This window comes from Staphylococcus sp. FSL W8-0304, from assembly GCF_038006565.1.
GTDB lineage: Bacteria > Bacillota > Bacilli > Staphylococcales > Staphylococcaceae > Staphylococcus > Staphylococcus epidermidis.
Map to the genome: position 1 here is coordinate 1,865,235 of NZ_JBBOVL010000001.1, position 14,039 is coordinate 1,879,273.

Annotated in this window: 12 protein-coding genes and 1 riboswitch; of the genes, 4 read left to right on the top strand and 8 right to left on the bottom strand. The window is 32.0% G+C overall.

Annotated elements, in window-relative coordinates; translation table 11 throughout:
* Positions 1–8 precede the first annotated feature (8 nt).
* Positions 9–194 (top strand): YkvS family protein, encoded by a 186-nt coding sequence (locus NST35_RS08760; RefSeq protein ID WP_001829339.1) that lies wholly within the window; start codon positions 9–11, stop codon positions 192–194.
* 5 nt (positions 195–199) lie between these two features.
* Entirely contained in the window at positions 200–802 is a 603-nt protein-coding gene (locus NST35_RS08765; protein ID WP_002458039.1) for a CPBP family glutamic-type intramembrane protease, read from the top strand.
* A 102-nt stretch (positions 803–904) separates the two neighbouring features.
* On the opposite strand, the gene NST35_RS08770 is transcribed toward NST35_RS08765, so the two are convergent.
* From NST35_RS08770 to NST35_RS08800, 7 genes are all read right to left on the bottom strand, one after another.
* Entirely contained in the window at positions 905–2,410 is a 1,506-nt protein-coding gene (locus NST35_RS08770) for a bifunctional metallophosphatase/5'-nucleotidase (protein ID WP_002458038.1), read from the bottom strand.
* A 137-nt stretch (positions 2,411–2,547) separates the two neighbouring features.
* Positions 2,548–3,906 (bottom strand): TrkH family potassium uptake protein, encoded by a 1,359-nt coding sequence (locus NST35_RS08775; RefSeq protein WP_002446120.1) that lies wholly within the window; start codon positions 3,904–3,906, stop codon positions 2,548–2,550.
* Positions 3,907–3,923: 17 nt separating this feature from the next.
* Positions 3,924–5,744 (bottom strand): S1C family serine protease, encoded by a 1,821-nt coding sequence (locus NST35_RS08780; RefSeq protein WP_002458037.1) that lies wholly within the window; start codon positions 5,742–5,744, stop codon positions 3,924–3,926.
* Positions 5,745–5,950: 206 nt separating this feature from the next.
* A complete protein-coding gene (locus NST35_RS08785) occupies positions 5,951–6,757 on the bottom strand; it encodes a TerC family protein (RefSeq protein ID WP_002446118.1) in 807 nt (268 codons plus the stop codon).
* 71 nt (positions 6,758–6,828) lie between these two features.
* A riboswitch (yybP-ykoY riboswitch) is annotated at positions 6,829–6,952 on the bottom strand.
* 113 nt (positions 6,953–7,065) lie between these two features.
* Positions 7,066–8,628 (bottom strand): peptide chain release factor 3, encoded by a 1,563-nt coding sequence (locus NST35_RS08790; RefSeq protein ID WP_002446117.1) that lies wholly within the window; start codon positions 8,626–8,628, stop codon positions 7,066–7,068.
* 3 nt (positions 8,629–8,631) lie between these two features.
* Complete coding sequence (locus NST35_RS08795) at positions 8,632–8,877, bottom strand: YueH family protein (RefSeq protein WP_002499277.1); 246 nt, start codon at positions 8,875–8,877, stop codon at positions 8,632–8,634.
* Positions 8,867–10,351, bottom strand: a complete 1,485-nt coding sequence (locus tag NST35_RS08800; RefSeq protein WP_002458035.1) for a UDP-N-acetylmuramoyl-L-alanyl-D-glutamate--L-lysine ligase — start codon at positions 10,349–10,351, stop codon at positions 8,867–8,869. The genes NST35_RS08795 and NST35_RS08800 overlap by 11 nt, the downstream gene beginning before the upstream one ends.
* 521 nt (positions 10,352–10,872) lie before the next feature.
* Between NST35_RS08800 and NST35_RS08805 the strand changes: the two genes are divergently transcribed.
* Together NST35_RS08805 and ltaA are read left to right on the top strand one after the other, a co-directional pair.
* Positions 10,873–12,048 carry a diglucosyl diacylglycerol synthase gene (locus tag NST35_RS08805; protein ID WP_002458034.1) on the top strand — a complete coding sequence of 392 codons (1,176 nt, stop codon included), beginning with the start codon at positions 10,873–10,875 and terminating at the stop codon, positions 12,046–12,048.
* Positions 12,026–13,219, top strand: coding sequence for a lipoteichoic acid biosynthesis MFS flippase LtaA (gene ltaA, locus NST35_RS08810; RefSeq protein ID WP_002490070.1), 1,194 nt, complete (start codon positions 12,026–12,028; stop codon positions 13,217–13,219). Before NST35_RS08805 ends, ltaA begins: the two co-directional genes overlap by 23 nt.
* A gap of 263 nt (positions 13,220–13,482) precedes the next feature.
* Here ltaA and NST35_RS08815 read toward each other — a convergent pair whose 3' ends face one another.
* Entirely contained in the window at positions 13,483–13,992 is a 510-nt protein-coding gene (locus NST35_RS08815) for a YjcG family protein (protein ID WP_002457137.1), read from the bottom strand.
* Between the last annotated feature and the right edge of the window lie 47 nt (positions 13,993–14,039).

The following is a 14,039-nucleotide window of genomic DNA, read 5'->3' on the forward strand; positions in this document are numbered from 1 at the left end:
GACTCGTAATGACTGTTGCAGAAGTAGGTAATATAGTAGAATTTTATGACGGTTTAAGAGGCCGTGTCGAGAAGATTAATGATAACTCTGTTATTGTAGATTTAACTATTATGGATAATTTTAATGAATTAGATTTACCGGAAAAGACAGTTATCAATCATAAGCGATACAAAATCGTTGATCAAGAAGGTTAATTAAAATGAAAAATGTTTCTAAAGCTTTGATTTGGTTTGTTATAAGCTTCATCATCTTTCACGCAATATTATTTGTGATGTGGGGAGAACATCAGGAATACTGGTATTTATATACTGGCATTATGTTAATAGCTGGAATAAGTTATGTTTTTTACCAAAGAGACATTGCATCTAAACGATTATTAACTTCCATAGGCATGGGTATAATAACGAGTGTCGCACTCATTATTATACAATTGATTTTTTCACTTATTTCAACAGAATTATCATACGCATCTTTAATCAAAGAATTATCACGAACGGGTGTCTACTTTAAATGGCAAATGCTCGTTACTTTATTATTTGTGATACCTTGTCATGAACTATATATGAGAACTGTTTTACAAAAGGAATTAATAAAATATAACTTACCGAAATGGGCTAGCATTTTAATTGTTGCAATATGTTCAAGTTCATTATTTATATACTTAGATAATTGGTGGATTGTATTCTTTATTTTTGTAGCTCAATTCATTCTATCTCTTAGCTATGAATATACGAGACGTATTGCTACAACTACAATTGGTCAAATTGTGGCTATCATTTTATTATTGATATTCCACGGATAAAAAAAGCATTTCTTAGACTCATGAATTTGAGCTAAGAAATGCTTTTTTAAATTAATTAAAGAAAAAGTGACACATACACCGTTATAAATAGTACGAGGAAGATTAATAAACTTTAAAATTATGATTTAATTTCACAGAATACGTGTCACATTTTAAATTTTTTCTAATCAATCCACCCATCGTTTCCGAATATGTGTCGTGAACGATAGCTTCTTGTAAATACATTTTGTAGTTTCTATAACAATAATCAGTCATTGTTATTCTATACGAATCTTCTTCATTTAGACCATTTAATTTCACTCTATTAAACGGTGATTGTGACATGTCTATACAATAATCAAACCCTTGCCAAACTGTAAATAACGTTTCATCTATCATTGTCATACTTAATTGTCGCTTATTAAAATCAATATGCGCATAACTGTATTCAAGTATATCTTTGATATTTTTACCTTTGACAGTGATATCTATAGGTTTATCTGGATGAGGATATGCATCGTATATATCTCTATTTCTTATAGTTCCTTTTAACCCTTCTTCACCATTCTTAGGTATATGCACACAAGAAATATCGTAATTATAGGCTAATCGAATTGCATCATGTAATAACTGAGTAAAAGGATGCGGCTTACAAATAATATCTTCAATACATTGAACTGTTAAGCCATTGTTTTTGTTTGAAACAACTGAATTTGCCCAGTGTTTAACTGCCTTACGGTCATAATATGTTTCTTTCAATAATTGTTCATCTTCATGGTAATCATTTAAGTCGATAACTTTTGAATCGATGTGCTCAATTTCATAAGAAGTTGTCCGTTTCTTAAATTTAATTGAAAGATGTACTAATTCCTCAGCATTTTGACCTGCTTGAACATATATAGTTTCATGATCTTTTCCAACAACTGTTTGATGTTGATGAGCGGTAATAATTACATCAATAACACCAAGTTCTTCCATAATTTTTTCAGCTTCATTTGCATTTTTTTCATTTCTTTTATTGGTACTACTTATTTTATTTAACCCACCATGATAAATAACAATAAGGAAGTCTGGCTCTTCAACTTCATGTATGTATCTAATCCAACGTTTAGCTGAAACCAAAGTCTTCTCAATACAGACATCTTCTTCCATTTCTGCGTACTCGTTCTTCATTAATCCATCTGAGGTTAAACCTACGATAGCAATTTTCAAATCTGAATACATTTTGATTGTATAAGGCGTAGAAAAATATGGCTCTCTAGTAACAGTATACTCTATATTTGCTGATAGCCAGGGAAACCTTGAGAGTGCAACTGAACGTGTCAAAAAAGATAATCCAAATTTAAATTCATTAGGGCTAATTCCACTAGCATCATACTGCATTGCATTCATCAACTTAATCATAGGATGACGTTTATATGGTGCAACAACAGCGTAATAAAATGCTGCAAGTGATCCCGCCAAACTTCCCCCACTATCTAGTAATATGACATTTTCATTATTTTTTCGAGCTTCATTAACATAAGTACCAGCTCGATAAATATTTGAGCCATAATCACCATTTAAGAAGTGACTATGCATATCAGAAGTTGCAATCACATCAACTATTTTATTTTCATTTTTTTCCATAGAGCCACTCCTCTCCTTAAATTTAGTGTAACATGTACCATTCATTAAATGTTATAAAACTATTATCGCATTGATATCATTCTAAATAAAAAACTATTAGCAAAGGTGTATGTATGCCTTTGCTAATAGTGTAATGATTATCCAATTTGTATACGTTCTTTAGGATAGCTATATTTTTCGGGTTCTTTACGTCCAGCTAACATAATGATGAATGAAATGAGGCCTACACGACCTATAAACATTAATATCATTAATACAACCTTGGTAATATCGTTGATATCGCTTGTCACACCTAAGCTTAAACCACATGTACCAAACGCAGACATTACTTCAAAGAAAATTTGTAGAAAGGACAACTTGCCTTGTTCAGTGGCAGATATAATAATCATGCTAATAAATGTAATTAATGACGCCATAGTAAATACGGCAAATGATCTTTGTACATCCATAATATGTACTTCTCTGTTGAAAATTTTAATACCTGTTTTGTCACCAGTATTATTAAAGTTAATAACAAACAAAATTAAAATAGCAAATGTTGTTGTTCTAATTCCGCCTCCTACAGAACTAGGAGATGACCCTATAAACATCAATAATCCCATTACAATATTTGTTGCGTCGCTAAAATGTGACACATCTATCGTTTGCAAACCTGCACTTCTGGTCGTTGATGATTGGAACAATGCATAAAATAGTGATTGATGCCAACTCAATCCTTTAAATGCATTGCTATGTTCTAATATTAATACAACAATAACGCCAAATAAAAATAAGAATAAGTACGTTGTTGTCGTTATTTTTGTGAATAATGAGAATCTAAAATTAGTTACTCGATTCTTAATATATGCTTTTAACTCCAACAAAACTGGAAATCCTATAGATCCTAACACAATTAAGAACATTACTATCGTTTGTACAAAATAGTCTTTTGCATAGGGAACTAAAGATTCACCAGTAATATCAAGACCACCGTTAGTCGTAGCAGATACTGACACAAAAACGCCTTGCATTAATGCGTTTTTTAAATCAGGATTATCCCGATAAAAGTAGAACGCGAGTAAGAGTGCACCTATAAACTCAATAATAAAAATTGTTCTTACAATTTCTAAAATTAGTTTAACCGTTCCACTCATAGTATCTCTATTATTATCTAACATAATGAGTTGTCGCTCTCTAATTCCAATATGTTTGCCTAAAACAACCCAAAGCATGGTTCCAATAGCCATAACACCTATACCACCGATGTTCAAAATAATAAGTATGATAATTTGACCAAAGGTTGAATATGTGTCGACTATAGTAATTGGTGATAATCCCGTAACACTAATACCTGATACAGCTACAAAAAGTGTATCAATTGGATTAACCTCAACCCCTTGCTTATGGACATATGGCAAATTTAATAATAAAAATGCAACGACTATGGCAAATAGATAATAGAGTATAATCCCTTGTTGAGGGCTAGATTTTTTAAGCAGCTGACTTAAAACTGACATGATTTTCACCTCAACATTTATTTCAATTTGATTTTAATATTTTTCTCCGCACCATTTCGATAAATTTTAGCAGTGATTGTTTTCTGATCATCATAATGACTATATATGACTTGTCTATATCGTAAGTTATCTTCAATCTTCTTACCATCTAATTCTACTATTACATCACCTTTTTTTAAACCTGACTTGTCTCCTAAACCATTTTCTTTCACTTCACCGATTAATACACCATGATTCACTTTAGTTGGTAAGTTGATTGCATTACGTTCAGAATCGTCAAGATCACCAACATTTTTGATTTTGATTTCAGTATTTGGATAGTTCACTTTACCTTTATGCTCTAATTCTTTCGCAATCTTACGTACATCATTAATAGGTATCGCAAAAGCCATTCCTTCTACATTATGCATATCAATTTTTAAAGAAACTATACCTATGAGTCTACCATCTCTATCGACTACAGCACCACCTGAATTTCCCGGGTTCACAGGCGCATCAATTTGAAAAGCTTTCATCAGAGCATCATAGTTATCATTTTTATCAATGTCAACAGGTACATGACGATTGAGTCCAGACACAATACCTTGAGAAACACTTCCTTTAAAGTCTGTGCCTAGAGGATTTCCTATAACTAAAATAGGTTCAGCCAATTTAATATTATTAGAATCCCCCATAGTCATTGGTTTAATATTTTCGTCAGCAACTTTAGCTTTTACAACTGCTAAATCAGACCATTTATCTTTACCAATCACCTTACCTGTCACAGATTTATCATTACCATATGTTACTTTTTGTTTTTCTTGATCACCAACGACGTGTGCATTAGTAAAAATATAAATAGAGTCGCCCACTTTTTTGTAGACGACACCTGAACCTATCTCATTATCAGATTCATTTTTGTTATCAGACACAGTCGTGTCATTAGACAAATCATTCTCGACTGTTACAACTGACTTAACAGAGTTTTTAGCAATTTTCATCGCTGTTGTTTCATCTTTAGTTGTACCGTTAAATGCACTATCATTTGTATGATCATTTTTATTAACTGTAGTGAATATGGCATTTAATATTAAAAGTAATACTATAATACCTATAATAATTAACATTTTAGGCCAGTGTTCTTTAAAGAAAGCTATTACCAATTGTTTAAATTCATTAATTTTTTTAATATTTTCGGCTCTGCTATCTTGTTCGCCTTCTTTTTTAAGAAATTGCGCTTGTTGAGTATTATCGTTGTCTTTATCTTCTGGTTGTGAATAGCTATGTTTTGAAGAATATGGTTGTGTACCTCTTGAATCTTGCTCTGTATGATTAGAATTTACACCTAACATGGAGTCCTTTGAAGTCAATTTAGTATGTTGTTTACTTTCGTTTCCAGAAGTATTATCATGCTCTTTTATTGATTTATTTTCTGAGGATTCAATTACTTTATTATGATATTGATTTTCCTTTGATTGATTATCATTCAACTGTTTTGACTTACTTTGATGCGGTAACGTGGAGGTGTCACTTAAAACTCGAACATCATGTAGACTTTCTTCTCGAATTTTATTATCGTCGTCTTTTGATTTACTCATTTGATTATTTTGTTTATAACTTTTATCATCACGTTGTTGATGTATTTCCTCTTGAGTCAGTTTTTCTATTCTTGCTTTTCTCAAATTATCTTTAACACGTTCCTCATTGACTTTAGTTTGATGCTGTTCTCTTTTAGCTTGATTCTCCTTCTCTATTTTCTCGCGTCTAATGCGCTCTTCTCGCTCTTCGTTATGAAAGTACTCACGTCTTTTACGGCGATATTGACTGCGTGGTATGACTTGTTTTTTATCGTTATCCACTAGAAGACCACTCCTATAGTTTCTTTAACTCATTCTTTATCTGTTAAATTTAAGTTATTTTAATACTATATATCATCATTTTAAATTCGTTTATAAACTAAAGTTTAATATTTTAACTATAAAACTGCAATGTTCTAATAAAAATTAAAATAAAAAGAACCTCCACTTAATTTATTATTAAGCAAAGTTCTAGCGTATCAATCAAATTATTTTTGGTTACCTTTTTTCTTGTTGCCAATTGCTGAAGTTAACCATCCTATTAATACTAAGCCAACTAATACTACCCAGAAGATTGTTTGCCATAAAGCACTATGTGGAAATGCTTCTGGTAAAACGCCAATATCAGGATGTGCAAGTACCATTACAACAAGTTTAATACCTACCCAACCTACAATTGCAAACGCAGCACCTTCTAGTCCTGGATATTTATTCAACAATTCTACAAACCAAGTTGCAGCAAATCTCATCAGGATGACACCTATCATTCCACCGAGGAACATAACAATAAATTGACCTAAGTCCATACCACCAAAATGTATGCCAACTTTTGGTAATGTAACGGCTATAGCTAATGCGGCAAGCATCGAATCAATTGCAAACGCGATATCGGCGAACTCAACTTTAAATACTGTTCCCCAAAAAGATTTAGGGCCCACTTCTTTTTCGTTACCTGTTTCATCGAAGTGATGTTCGTCTCCTGTTTCTTTATGATGTTTTTCATTTGACTGATGGAAAAATTGCCATAAATTTTTAATAGACATATAGATTAAGTAAACAGCACCAGCTGCTTGAATCCACCAGAAGTTTGCAATAATACTTATTAAGAATAAAGCAATAAATCTAAAAATAAATGCACCTAATAGGCCATAAAAAAGTGCTTTTTTTCGTTGTTTAGGTGGTAGGTGTTTAACCATTACCGCCATTACAATTGCATTATCAGCTGCTAATAATCCTTCTAAAAATACAAGTACTAAAAGTACCCATAAATAAGGTAAAATCAAACTCGGATCCATTGTGGACAACTCCTTTTAGTTTAAATACAAATAAAGAGACCTATGCTAATTAAATAGCAAAGGTCTCACTTAGCAATAGTTTTGCCCACTTTACCGGAAGACTTATCTTCGTAATGACGATAAAGTGTTGAATAGTTATTAGCAGTTTAAATGCATTGAATAACTATTCTCAAGTTACTCCCCTCTGACAGTTTTGTCATAGGTATTTATTTGTTATTTTCAGTATACATACTATGACACCGCATAGCAATATAAACATTTTTCATATACTACGGTGTGCCCGAATAGTGATAAGTTTAAACATTCAATTATAATAAGCTATACAGTTTAATATCAGAGAATTTTTCTTCAAACCAACGCGTTGCAAATTCATTTTCAAATAGGAATACATAATTGTCGTATCTATCTTTTACTAAAATTGATCTAGAGGTATTCATATTATCTTTAATATCTTCTTCATTTTCAATCCAACGCGCAATTTTACGTCCGACTGGTTCCATAACCACATCTACATTATATTCATTATTCATACGGTGTTCAAAAACCTCAAATTGTAATTGACCCACAGCACCTAAGATAATTTGATTAGTGTGCAACGTTTTATAATATTGAATTGCACCTTCTTGAACAAGCTGTTCAATTCCTTTATGAAAATGCTTTTGTTTCATTACATTTTTGGCAGAAACCTTCATAAATATTTCTGGAGTAAATTGTGGTAACTCTTGGAAGCTATATTTCTGCTTACCGCCAACTAAGGTATCACCTATTTGATAGTTACCTGTATCATACAAACCAATAATATCGCCTGCTACAGCATGATTAACAGTTTCTTTATCATCAGCCATAAATGATGTGGAACGAGTTATTTTTTGTTTTTTATTTGTTCTTTGTAAGGTTACATCCATTCCTCTTTCAAACGCACCACTTACTACGCGCATAAATGCAATTCTGTCACGATGCTTCGGATCCATATTGGCTTGGATTTTAAAGATAAACCCAGAAAAATCTGTGTCGAATGGACTAACATCAACCTCTTCTTTAGTTTGTCTCGCATTAGGCATTGGTGCATGATCAACGTATGCATTTAAGAAATTTTGTACGCCAAAGTTTGCTAATGCCGATCCAAAGAAAACAGGTGTTAATTCACCGTTCAGTAACGCTTCATTATCAAATGCTTCACCCGCTTCATCGACAAGCATCATTTCTTCAATTGCTTGTTCAAATGCACTATCATTTTTTATCGCGTGTTCTTCTTTAAGTTCGTAATCTTCGTTTAAATGTAATAAATTTTCTTCATCTCTAAATGGCTCAATCGTTTTAGAGTGTCTATCAATAATACCAAAGAAATTTTGTCCCATACCAACAGGCCAATTCATTGGATAAGTGTCAATATTAAGTGTTTCTTCTATTTCATCAAGTAATTCAAATGGCTCTTTCCCTACTCTATCCAATTTATTGATGAATGTAAAAATAGGGATACCTCGCATTTTACAAACTTTAAATAATTTTAATGTTTGTGGTTCTATACCTTTAGCACAGTCAATAACCATAACCGCACTATCTACTGCCATTAATGTACGATACGTATCCTCTGAAAAATCTTCATGTCCCGGCGTATCTAAAATATTTATCTTATAATCATCATAATCAAATTGCATTACAGAGCTTGTAACTGAGATACCACGTTCTTGTTCTACCTTCATCCAATCACTTGTTGCAAATTTACCCGTCTTTTTCCCTTTAACTGTCCCAGCTTCACGAATCGCTCCACTGAAATACAACAATTTTTCAGTTAAAGTGGTTTTACCAGCATCAGGGTGTGAAATGATGGCAAATGTCTTTCTTGACTCTATTTCTTCTTTTAAATTCATTTATCATTCTCCTTTGGATTCATTTCTAATCAAATCAGTTATATTACGTGCCAATGTATCTGCTTCAACTTCAGTCAACAAATTGAATAATTGCATCACTAATTCTTCATATAGTTGATCTGTATCTAACTCTTTGGATAATTCAATGGACCAAAAAAGTTCTGGAATAGCTAACATGATTGAATCATTAGACTGATGGTGATATACGTTCATCATCATTCCATGAAACTGAAGTGATTTAATCTTCAACAGGTCCACCACCAAATTTTTGATATGCTGCTTTTAAACCAATTAAGTCATCGCGATGTGGGACTTTAACATGACCAGGCATAATTTGATAAGGCTCTCTACCTTTTGAGGCCAAAACAACTGTATCTCCTGGTTCAGCAATATCAATCGCGTGTCTAATACCTTCTGCACGGTCATCAAACTCTATATAATTCTCATGCGTTGCGCCTTTAGCTAATTCAGCTGTCAACATTTTAGGGTCATCGTTAGCAGGATTATCTGGAGTAAAAATAACATAATCTGCTCGACATGCTACTCTCCCCATCTCAGGTGTTTTCGTTAAATCTCTTTCCCCAGCCATACCTACTAAAAAGATCAGCTTTTGTTTAACAAATGGTTGTACAGCATCAATCAGTTTATTCATACCATCTGCAGTATGTGCATAATCTATAATCAAATCTATAGGAAGTGATGGGTCGAGTACTTCTAAGCGACCCTCTACAGGTTCAAGTTCAGTAACAGCATTAATAATTTCATTTAAATTTGTTCCCTTACTCCAAACCGCAATCATAGCAGCCATAATATTTGAAATGTTAAATCTACCTACATAAGGAGATCTAACTGGAAAACTTCCAAAAGGAGTAAAAAATTCAAATTCTACACCTTGCAAAGATTCTTTAATGTTTTTAGCCATAAATTGCGCTTCGTGTGTAATACCATATGTAAATACTTCATAGGGGGTCACACTTGCTAAATAATCGGAGAAGTCATCATCATTATTTAATACAACATATTTTTCTTTAGATAAATCTTCACCAAGCTGGCTAAATAATAACGATTTAGCATGTCCATAAGCTTCCATCGTTCCATGAAAGTCTAAATGATCTTGAGTCAAATTTGAAAAGATAGCAACGTCAAATTCTACGCCTCTAAGTCGTCCTAAGGCCAATCCATGACTAGAAACTTCCATGGTCATTGCTTCTGCATTGGCATCAACTGCTTCTTTAATCTTTTTTGTTAATGCTACTGTTTCTGGTGTTGTATTCGCACCTTTTGTTTTTGTTTCATTAACTTGAAATCCATTCGTACCTAGATATGCACTATTTTTATTCAATTTTCTATAAATTAAATGAATCATAGTTGCAATCGATGTTTTCCCGTTCGTCCCCGTAACACCATATGTCGTCAGTTGGTGACTTGGAAACTCATATAATTCATGTGCCAATAGACTTGCAACACGTAAAGTGTCTGGAACAACGACTTGCGTCACATTACCTTTAAGTTTGAGTTCTCTATTGACAACAACAATACTACAACCTTGATCTACTACATTTTGACAAAACTTATGACTATCTACCGTATATCCTTTAGATGCTACAAATAGACTTCCCTCTTTAGCTGTACGTGAGTCAGTGGTAATATCGTCCACCTGTATATCTAATGTACCAATTACATTTTTTACTCTAATTTTTTTGAACAACGCACTTGCATTCAAAATGTATCGCTCCTTTTTTTTACAATAAGTCTATTATACACGTTTTATTATCGTTGATAAATTTATAATTATAAGTCTTATTAATTTATTTTTAATCATAATTGACGTAATATATCCAAATCACGTTCTATTAGATAGCGATAAAATCATTCATTAAAGACTGTTAAGGTAGTGTTAAAATATACTTAAAATTTTGTTGCGCTCACCTTTAAATAATTCATTCCTTATTTAAATAATGCTAAGATATACATGTATTAACATAATATATAGCAAATACTAAGATTTTTTGAAGATAATACTAAAATCATGCAGAATGTGTTCAAATTTAGTTTCGTTATCTTGCAACCATACTTAATAAATAATGAACACTTTATAAAGCAAATTTACGACAAAGCATTGTATTGCACGCCGTATTTATAGTATTTAAATACAATAAATGGTACACTTCTTTTCCTTTTACAATGTATGAAAATACGTTACAATTATTATAAATTTTAGAAATTAACGGAGGGTGGCTATAAATGGTTACTCAAAATAAAAAGATATTGATTATTACTGGATCATTTGGTAACGGTCATATGCAAGTCACGCAAAGTATTGTCAACCAATTGAATGAGATGAATCTCAATCATTTATCAGTCATTCAACATGATTTGTTTATGGAAGCTCATCCAATTATGACTTCTATATGTAAGAAATGGTATATCAATAGCTTTAAATATTTTAGAAATACATATAAACGATTTTATTATAGTCGCCCTAATGAGCTCGATAAATGTTTTTATAAATATTATGGATTAAATAAACTCATCAACTTACTTATTAAAGAAAAGCCTGATCTCATATTATTAACATTTCCAACACCTGTGATGTCAGTGTTGACCGAACAATTTAATATAAATATCCCTATTGCGACAGTTATGACAGATTATCGCATGCATAAAAATTGGATTACACCCTATTCACAAAGATATTATGTAGCAACAAAAGATACTAAAGATGATTTCATTGAAGCTGGTGTTCCTGCTTCATATATTAAAGTGACAGGCATTCCTATTGCTGATAAATTTGAAGAATCTATTGATAAAGAAGAATGGTTATCGCAACAACATTTAGATCCTTCCAAACCTACTATATTAATGTCAGCAGGTGCATTTGGCGTTTCAAAAGGCTTTGACTATATGATTAATAATATTTTAGAAAAAAGTCCAAATTCGCAAGTGGTCATGATTTGTGGACGTAGTAAAGAACTTAAACGTTCATTAAAATCTAAGTTCAAAGATAATCCAAGTGTAAAAATATTAGGATATACAAATCACATGAATGAGTGGATGGCATCAAGCCAACTAATGATTACCAAACCTGGTGGTATCACAATTTCCGAAGGACTTAGTCGTTGTATTCCTATGATTTTTTTAAACCCTGCACCTGGTCAAGAACTTGAAAATGCATATTACTTTGAAAGTAAAGGATTTGGAAAAATAGCAGATACTCCAAATGAAGCAATTGATATTGTTTCTGACTTAACAAATAACGAAGAGACTTTAAAGGTTATGTCATCTAAAATGCTAGAATCAAAGGTAGGGTATTCTACTAGAAAGATTTGTAAAGATTTATTAGATTTAATAGGTCACTCATCTCAACCTGATGAAATCTATGGAAAGGTTCCTTTGTATGCAAGATTCTTCGTCAAGTAATTACTCAAGTAACAGAAACTTTGTTATGATGTTGGTAATTCTGTTTCTGATGGAATTTGCAAGAGGTATGTACATATTAAGTTATATAAACTTTTTACCTACAGTGACCTCTATCGCAATAGCAATCACATCATTTGCTTTTTCCATTCACTTTATCGCAGATGCTGCAACAAATTTTGTCATCGGCTTTTTACTTAAAAAGTTTGGTTCAAAATTAGTACTTACATCTGGATTCTTACTTGCTTTTATAAGCTTGTTTTTAGTGATATGGTTCCCGGCATCACCATTCATAATTATTTTCAGTGCTATTATGTTAGGAATTGCTGTTAGTCCGATTTGGGTTATTATGCTATCTAGTGTAGATGAAAGAAACCGCGGCAAACAAATGGGTTATGTATACTTTTCATGGTTGCTAGGTTTATTGGTAGGTATGGTTATCATGAACTTACTTATTAAATTCCATCCTACTCGTTTTGCATTTTTGATGGCCTTGGTTGTGCTTATTGCATGGATTCTATACTATTTTGTTAATATCAACTTAACAAATTACAATACTAAACCTGTGAAAGCACAATTAAAACAAATTGTAGATGTTACACAACGTCATCTTATCCTATTTCCAGGTATCTTGTTACAAGGAGCAGCTATAGCAGCACTTGTACCTATTCTCCCAAAATATGCAACGCAAGTTGTGAAAGTATCAACCGTTGAATATACAATAGCAATCATTATTGGTGGCATAGGGTGTGCTTTCTCTATGTTATTTTTATCAAAAATCATCGATAATAATAGCAAAGGTTTTATGTATGGAGTTATTTTTAGTGGCTTTATACTATATACAATTCTTATATTCGGGCTATCTACAATTACAAATATATATATAGTTTGGACCATAGGGCTGTTTATTGGGCTTATGTATGGTATCCTCTTACCGGCTTGGAATACCTTTATGGCTGGTCATATTAATCCTAACGAACAGGAAGAAACGTGGGGCGTGTTCAACAGTGTTCAAGGCTTCGGTTCAATGATAGGTCCACTAGTCGGAGGTCTAATTACTCAATTTACTAATAATTTAAATAATACTTTTTATTTTTCAGCGATGATTTTTCTTGCACTTGCAGTATTTTACGGATATTACTTTATTAAAACAAACAGAAGGGTTAAACCTTAAAATCTATAAATCATTTATATAAAGATGAGTTGTATATATTAATGAAACGTCATTGATATGCATTTGAAATATGAATATTCAATATAAAGCGTACATTAATCTTTTTGAATGATTAACTATACAATATAATTATGTTTCATATAAAAACGCCAAATCCTACTGAAACACAATAGGATTTGGCGTTTTTAGTTGATTTAAGCGCTCTTCTTGTATTTAACAATATGATTCTGTAAATTCAATTTCACTTTACAATTTTGGATTTCTTATCCCAATGTAAAAGTTTCAATAATAGTCCATTTGTCTTCTTCTTCACTATATTGAAGTAACGATAGTTCTTCGATTATTTCTCTATGGTCTACCCCTGCTAATTTTACTTGACCATATATATCTTCAAACTCTTGACTTGTTAGACCTTGGGCAATTGTAAAATGAGGTACAAAAGGATGTTCAGCAGTACCGTAAAAATCTTCTGTATTAAATTGATTAAATAATTGCTCTAATGGTTCTGTTTTAGCAACTTTGAAGTATATAACATTACTGATTGGAGCAAAATTAGATGCCTTTGTAGCATGTACTTCTACTGGTTTTATACTAGAAATTCGATTTTTCACTTCATCTTTAATTAAATTAAAATCATGATCATCGATTTCAAATTGAGGTTTAATCGTGATATGAGGCATTATTTGAGCATAATGATTGTCATATCGCTTGCGGTAAGCATTCACCTCATCTTGAAATGACTTTGACGGAACCAATGCTAATCCTAAAATCATTTAAATTCCTCCTTTGTTTAACTTATTCCTATTATATCAAAACTTTT

Coding starts and splice junctions, on each gene's coding strand:
- NST35_RS08785 (WP_002446118.1), bottom strand. CDS start 6,757: ATGGATCCGAGTTTGATTTTACCTTATTTATGGGTACTTTTAGTACTT.
- NST35_RS08805 (WP_002458034.1), top strand. CDS start 10,873: ATGGTTACTCAAAATAAAAAGATATTGATTATTACTGGATCATTTGGT.
- NST35_RS08790 (WP_002446117.1), bottom strand. CDS start 8,628: ATGAATTTAAAAGAAGAAATAGAGTCAAGAAAGACATTTGCCATCATT.
- NST35_RS08815 (WP_002457137.1), bottom strand. CDS start 13,992: ATGATTTTAGGATTAGCATTGGTTCCGTCAAAGTCATTTCAAGATGAG.
- ltaA (WP_002490070.1), top strand. CDS start 12,026: ATGCAAGATTCTTCGTCAAGTAATTACTCAAGTAACAGAAACTTTGTT.
- NST35_RS08765 (WP_002458039.1), top strand. CDS start 200: ATGAAAAATGTTTCTAAAGCTTTGATTTGGTTTGTTATAAGCTTCATC.
- NST35_RS08760 (WP_001829339.1), top strand. CDS start 9: ATGACTGTTGCAGAAGTAGGTAATATAGTAGAATTTTATGACGGTTTA.
- NST35_RS08775 (WP_002446120.1), bottom strand. CDS start 3,906: ATGTCAGTTTTAAGTCAGCTGCTTAAAAAATCTAGCCCTCAACAAGGG.
- NST35_RS08770 (WP_002458038.1), bottom strand. CDS start 2,410: ATGGAAAAAAATGAAAATAAAATAGTTGATGTGATTGCAACTTCTGAT.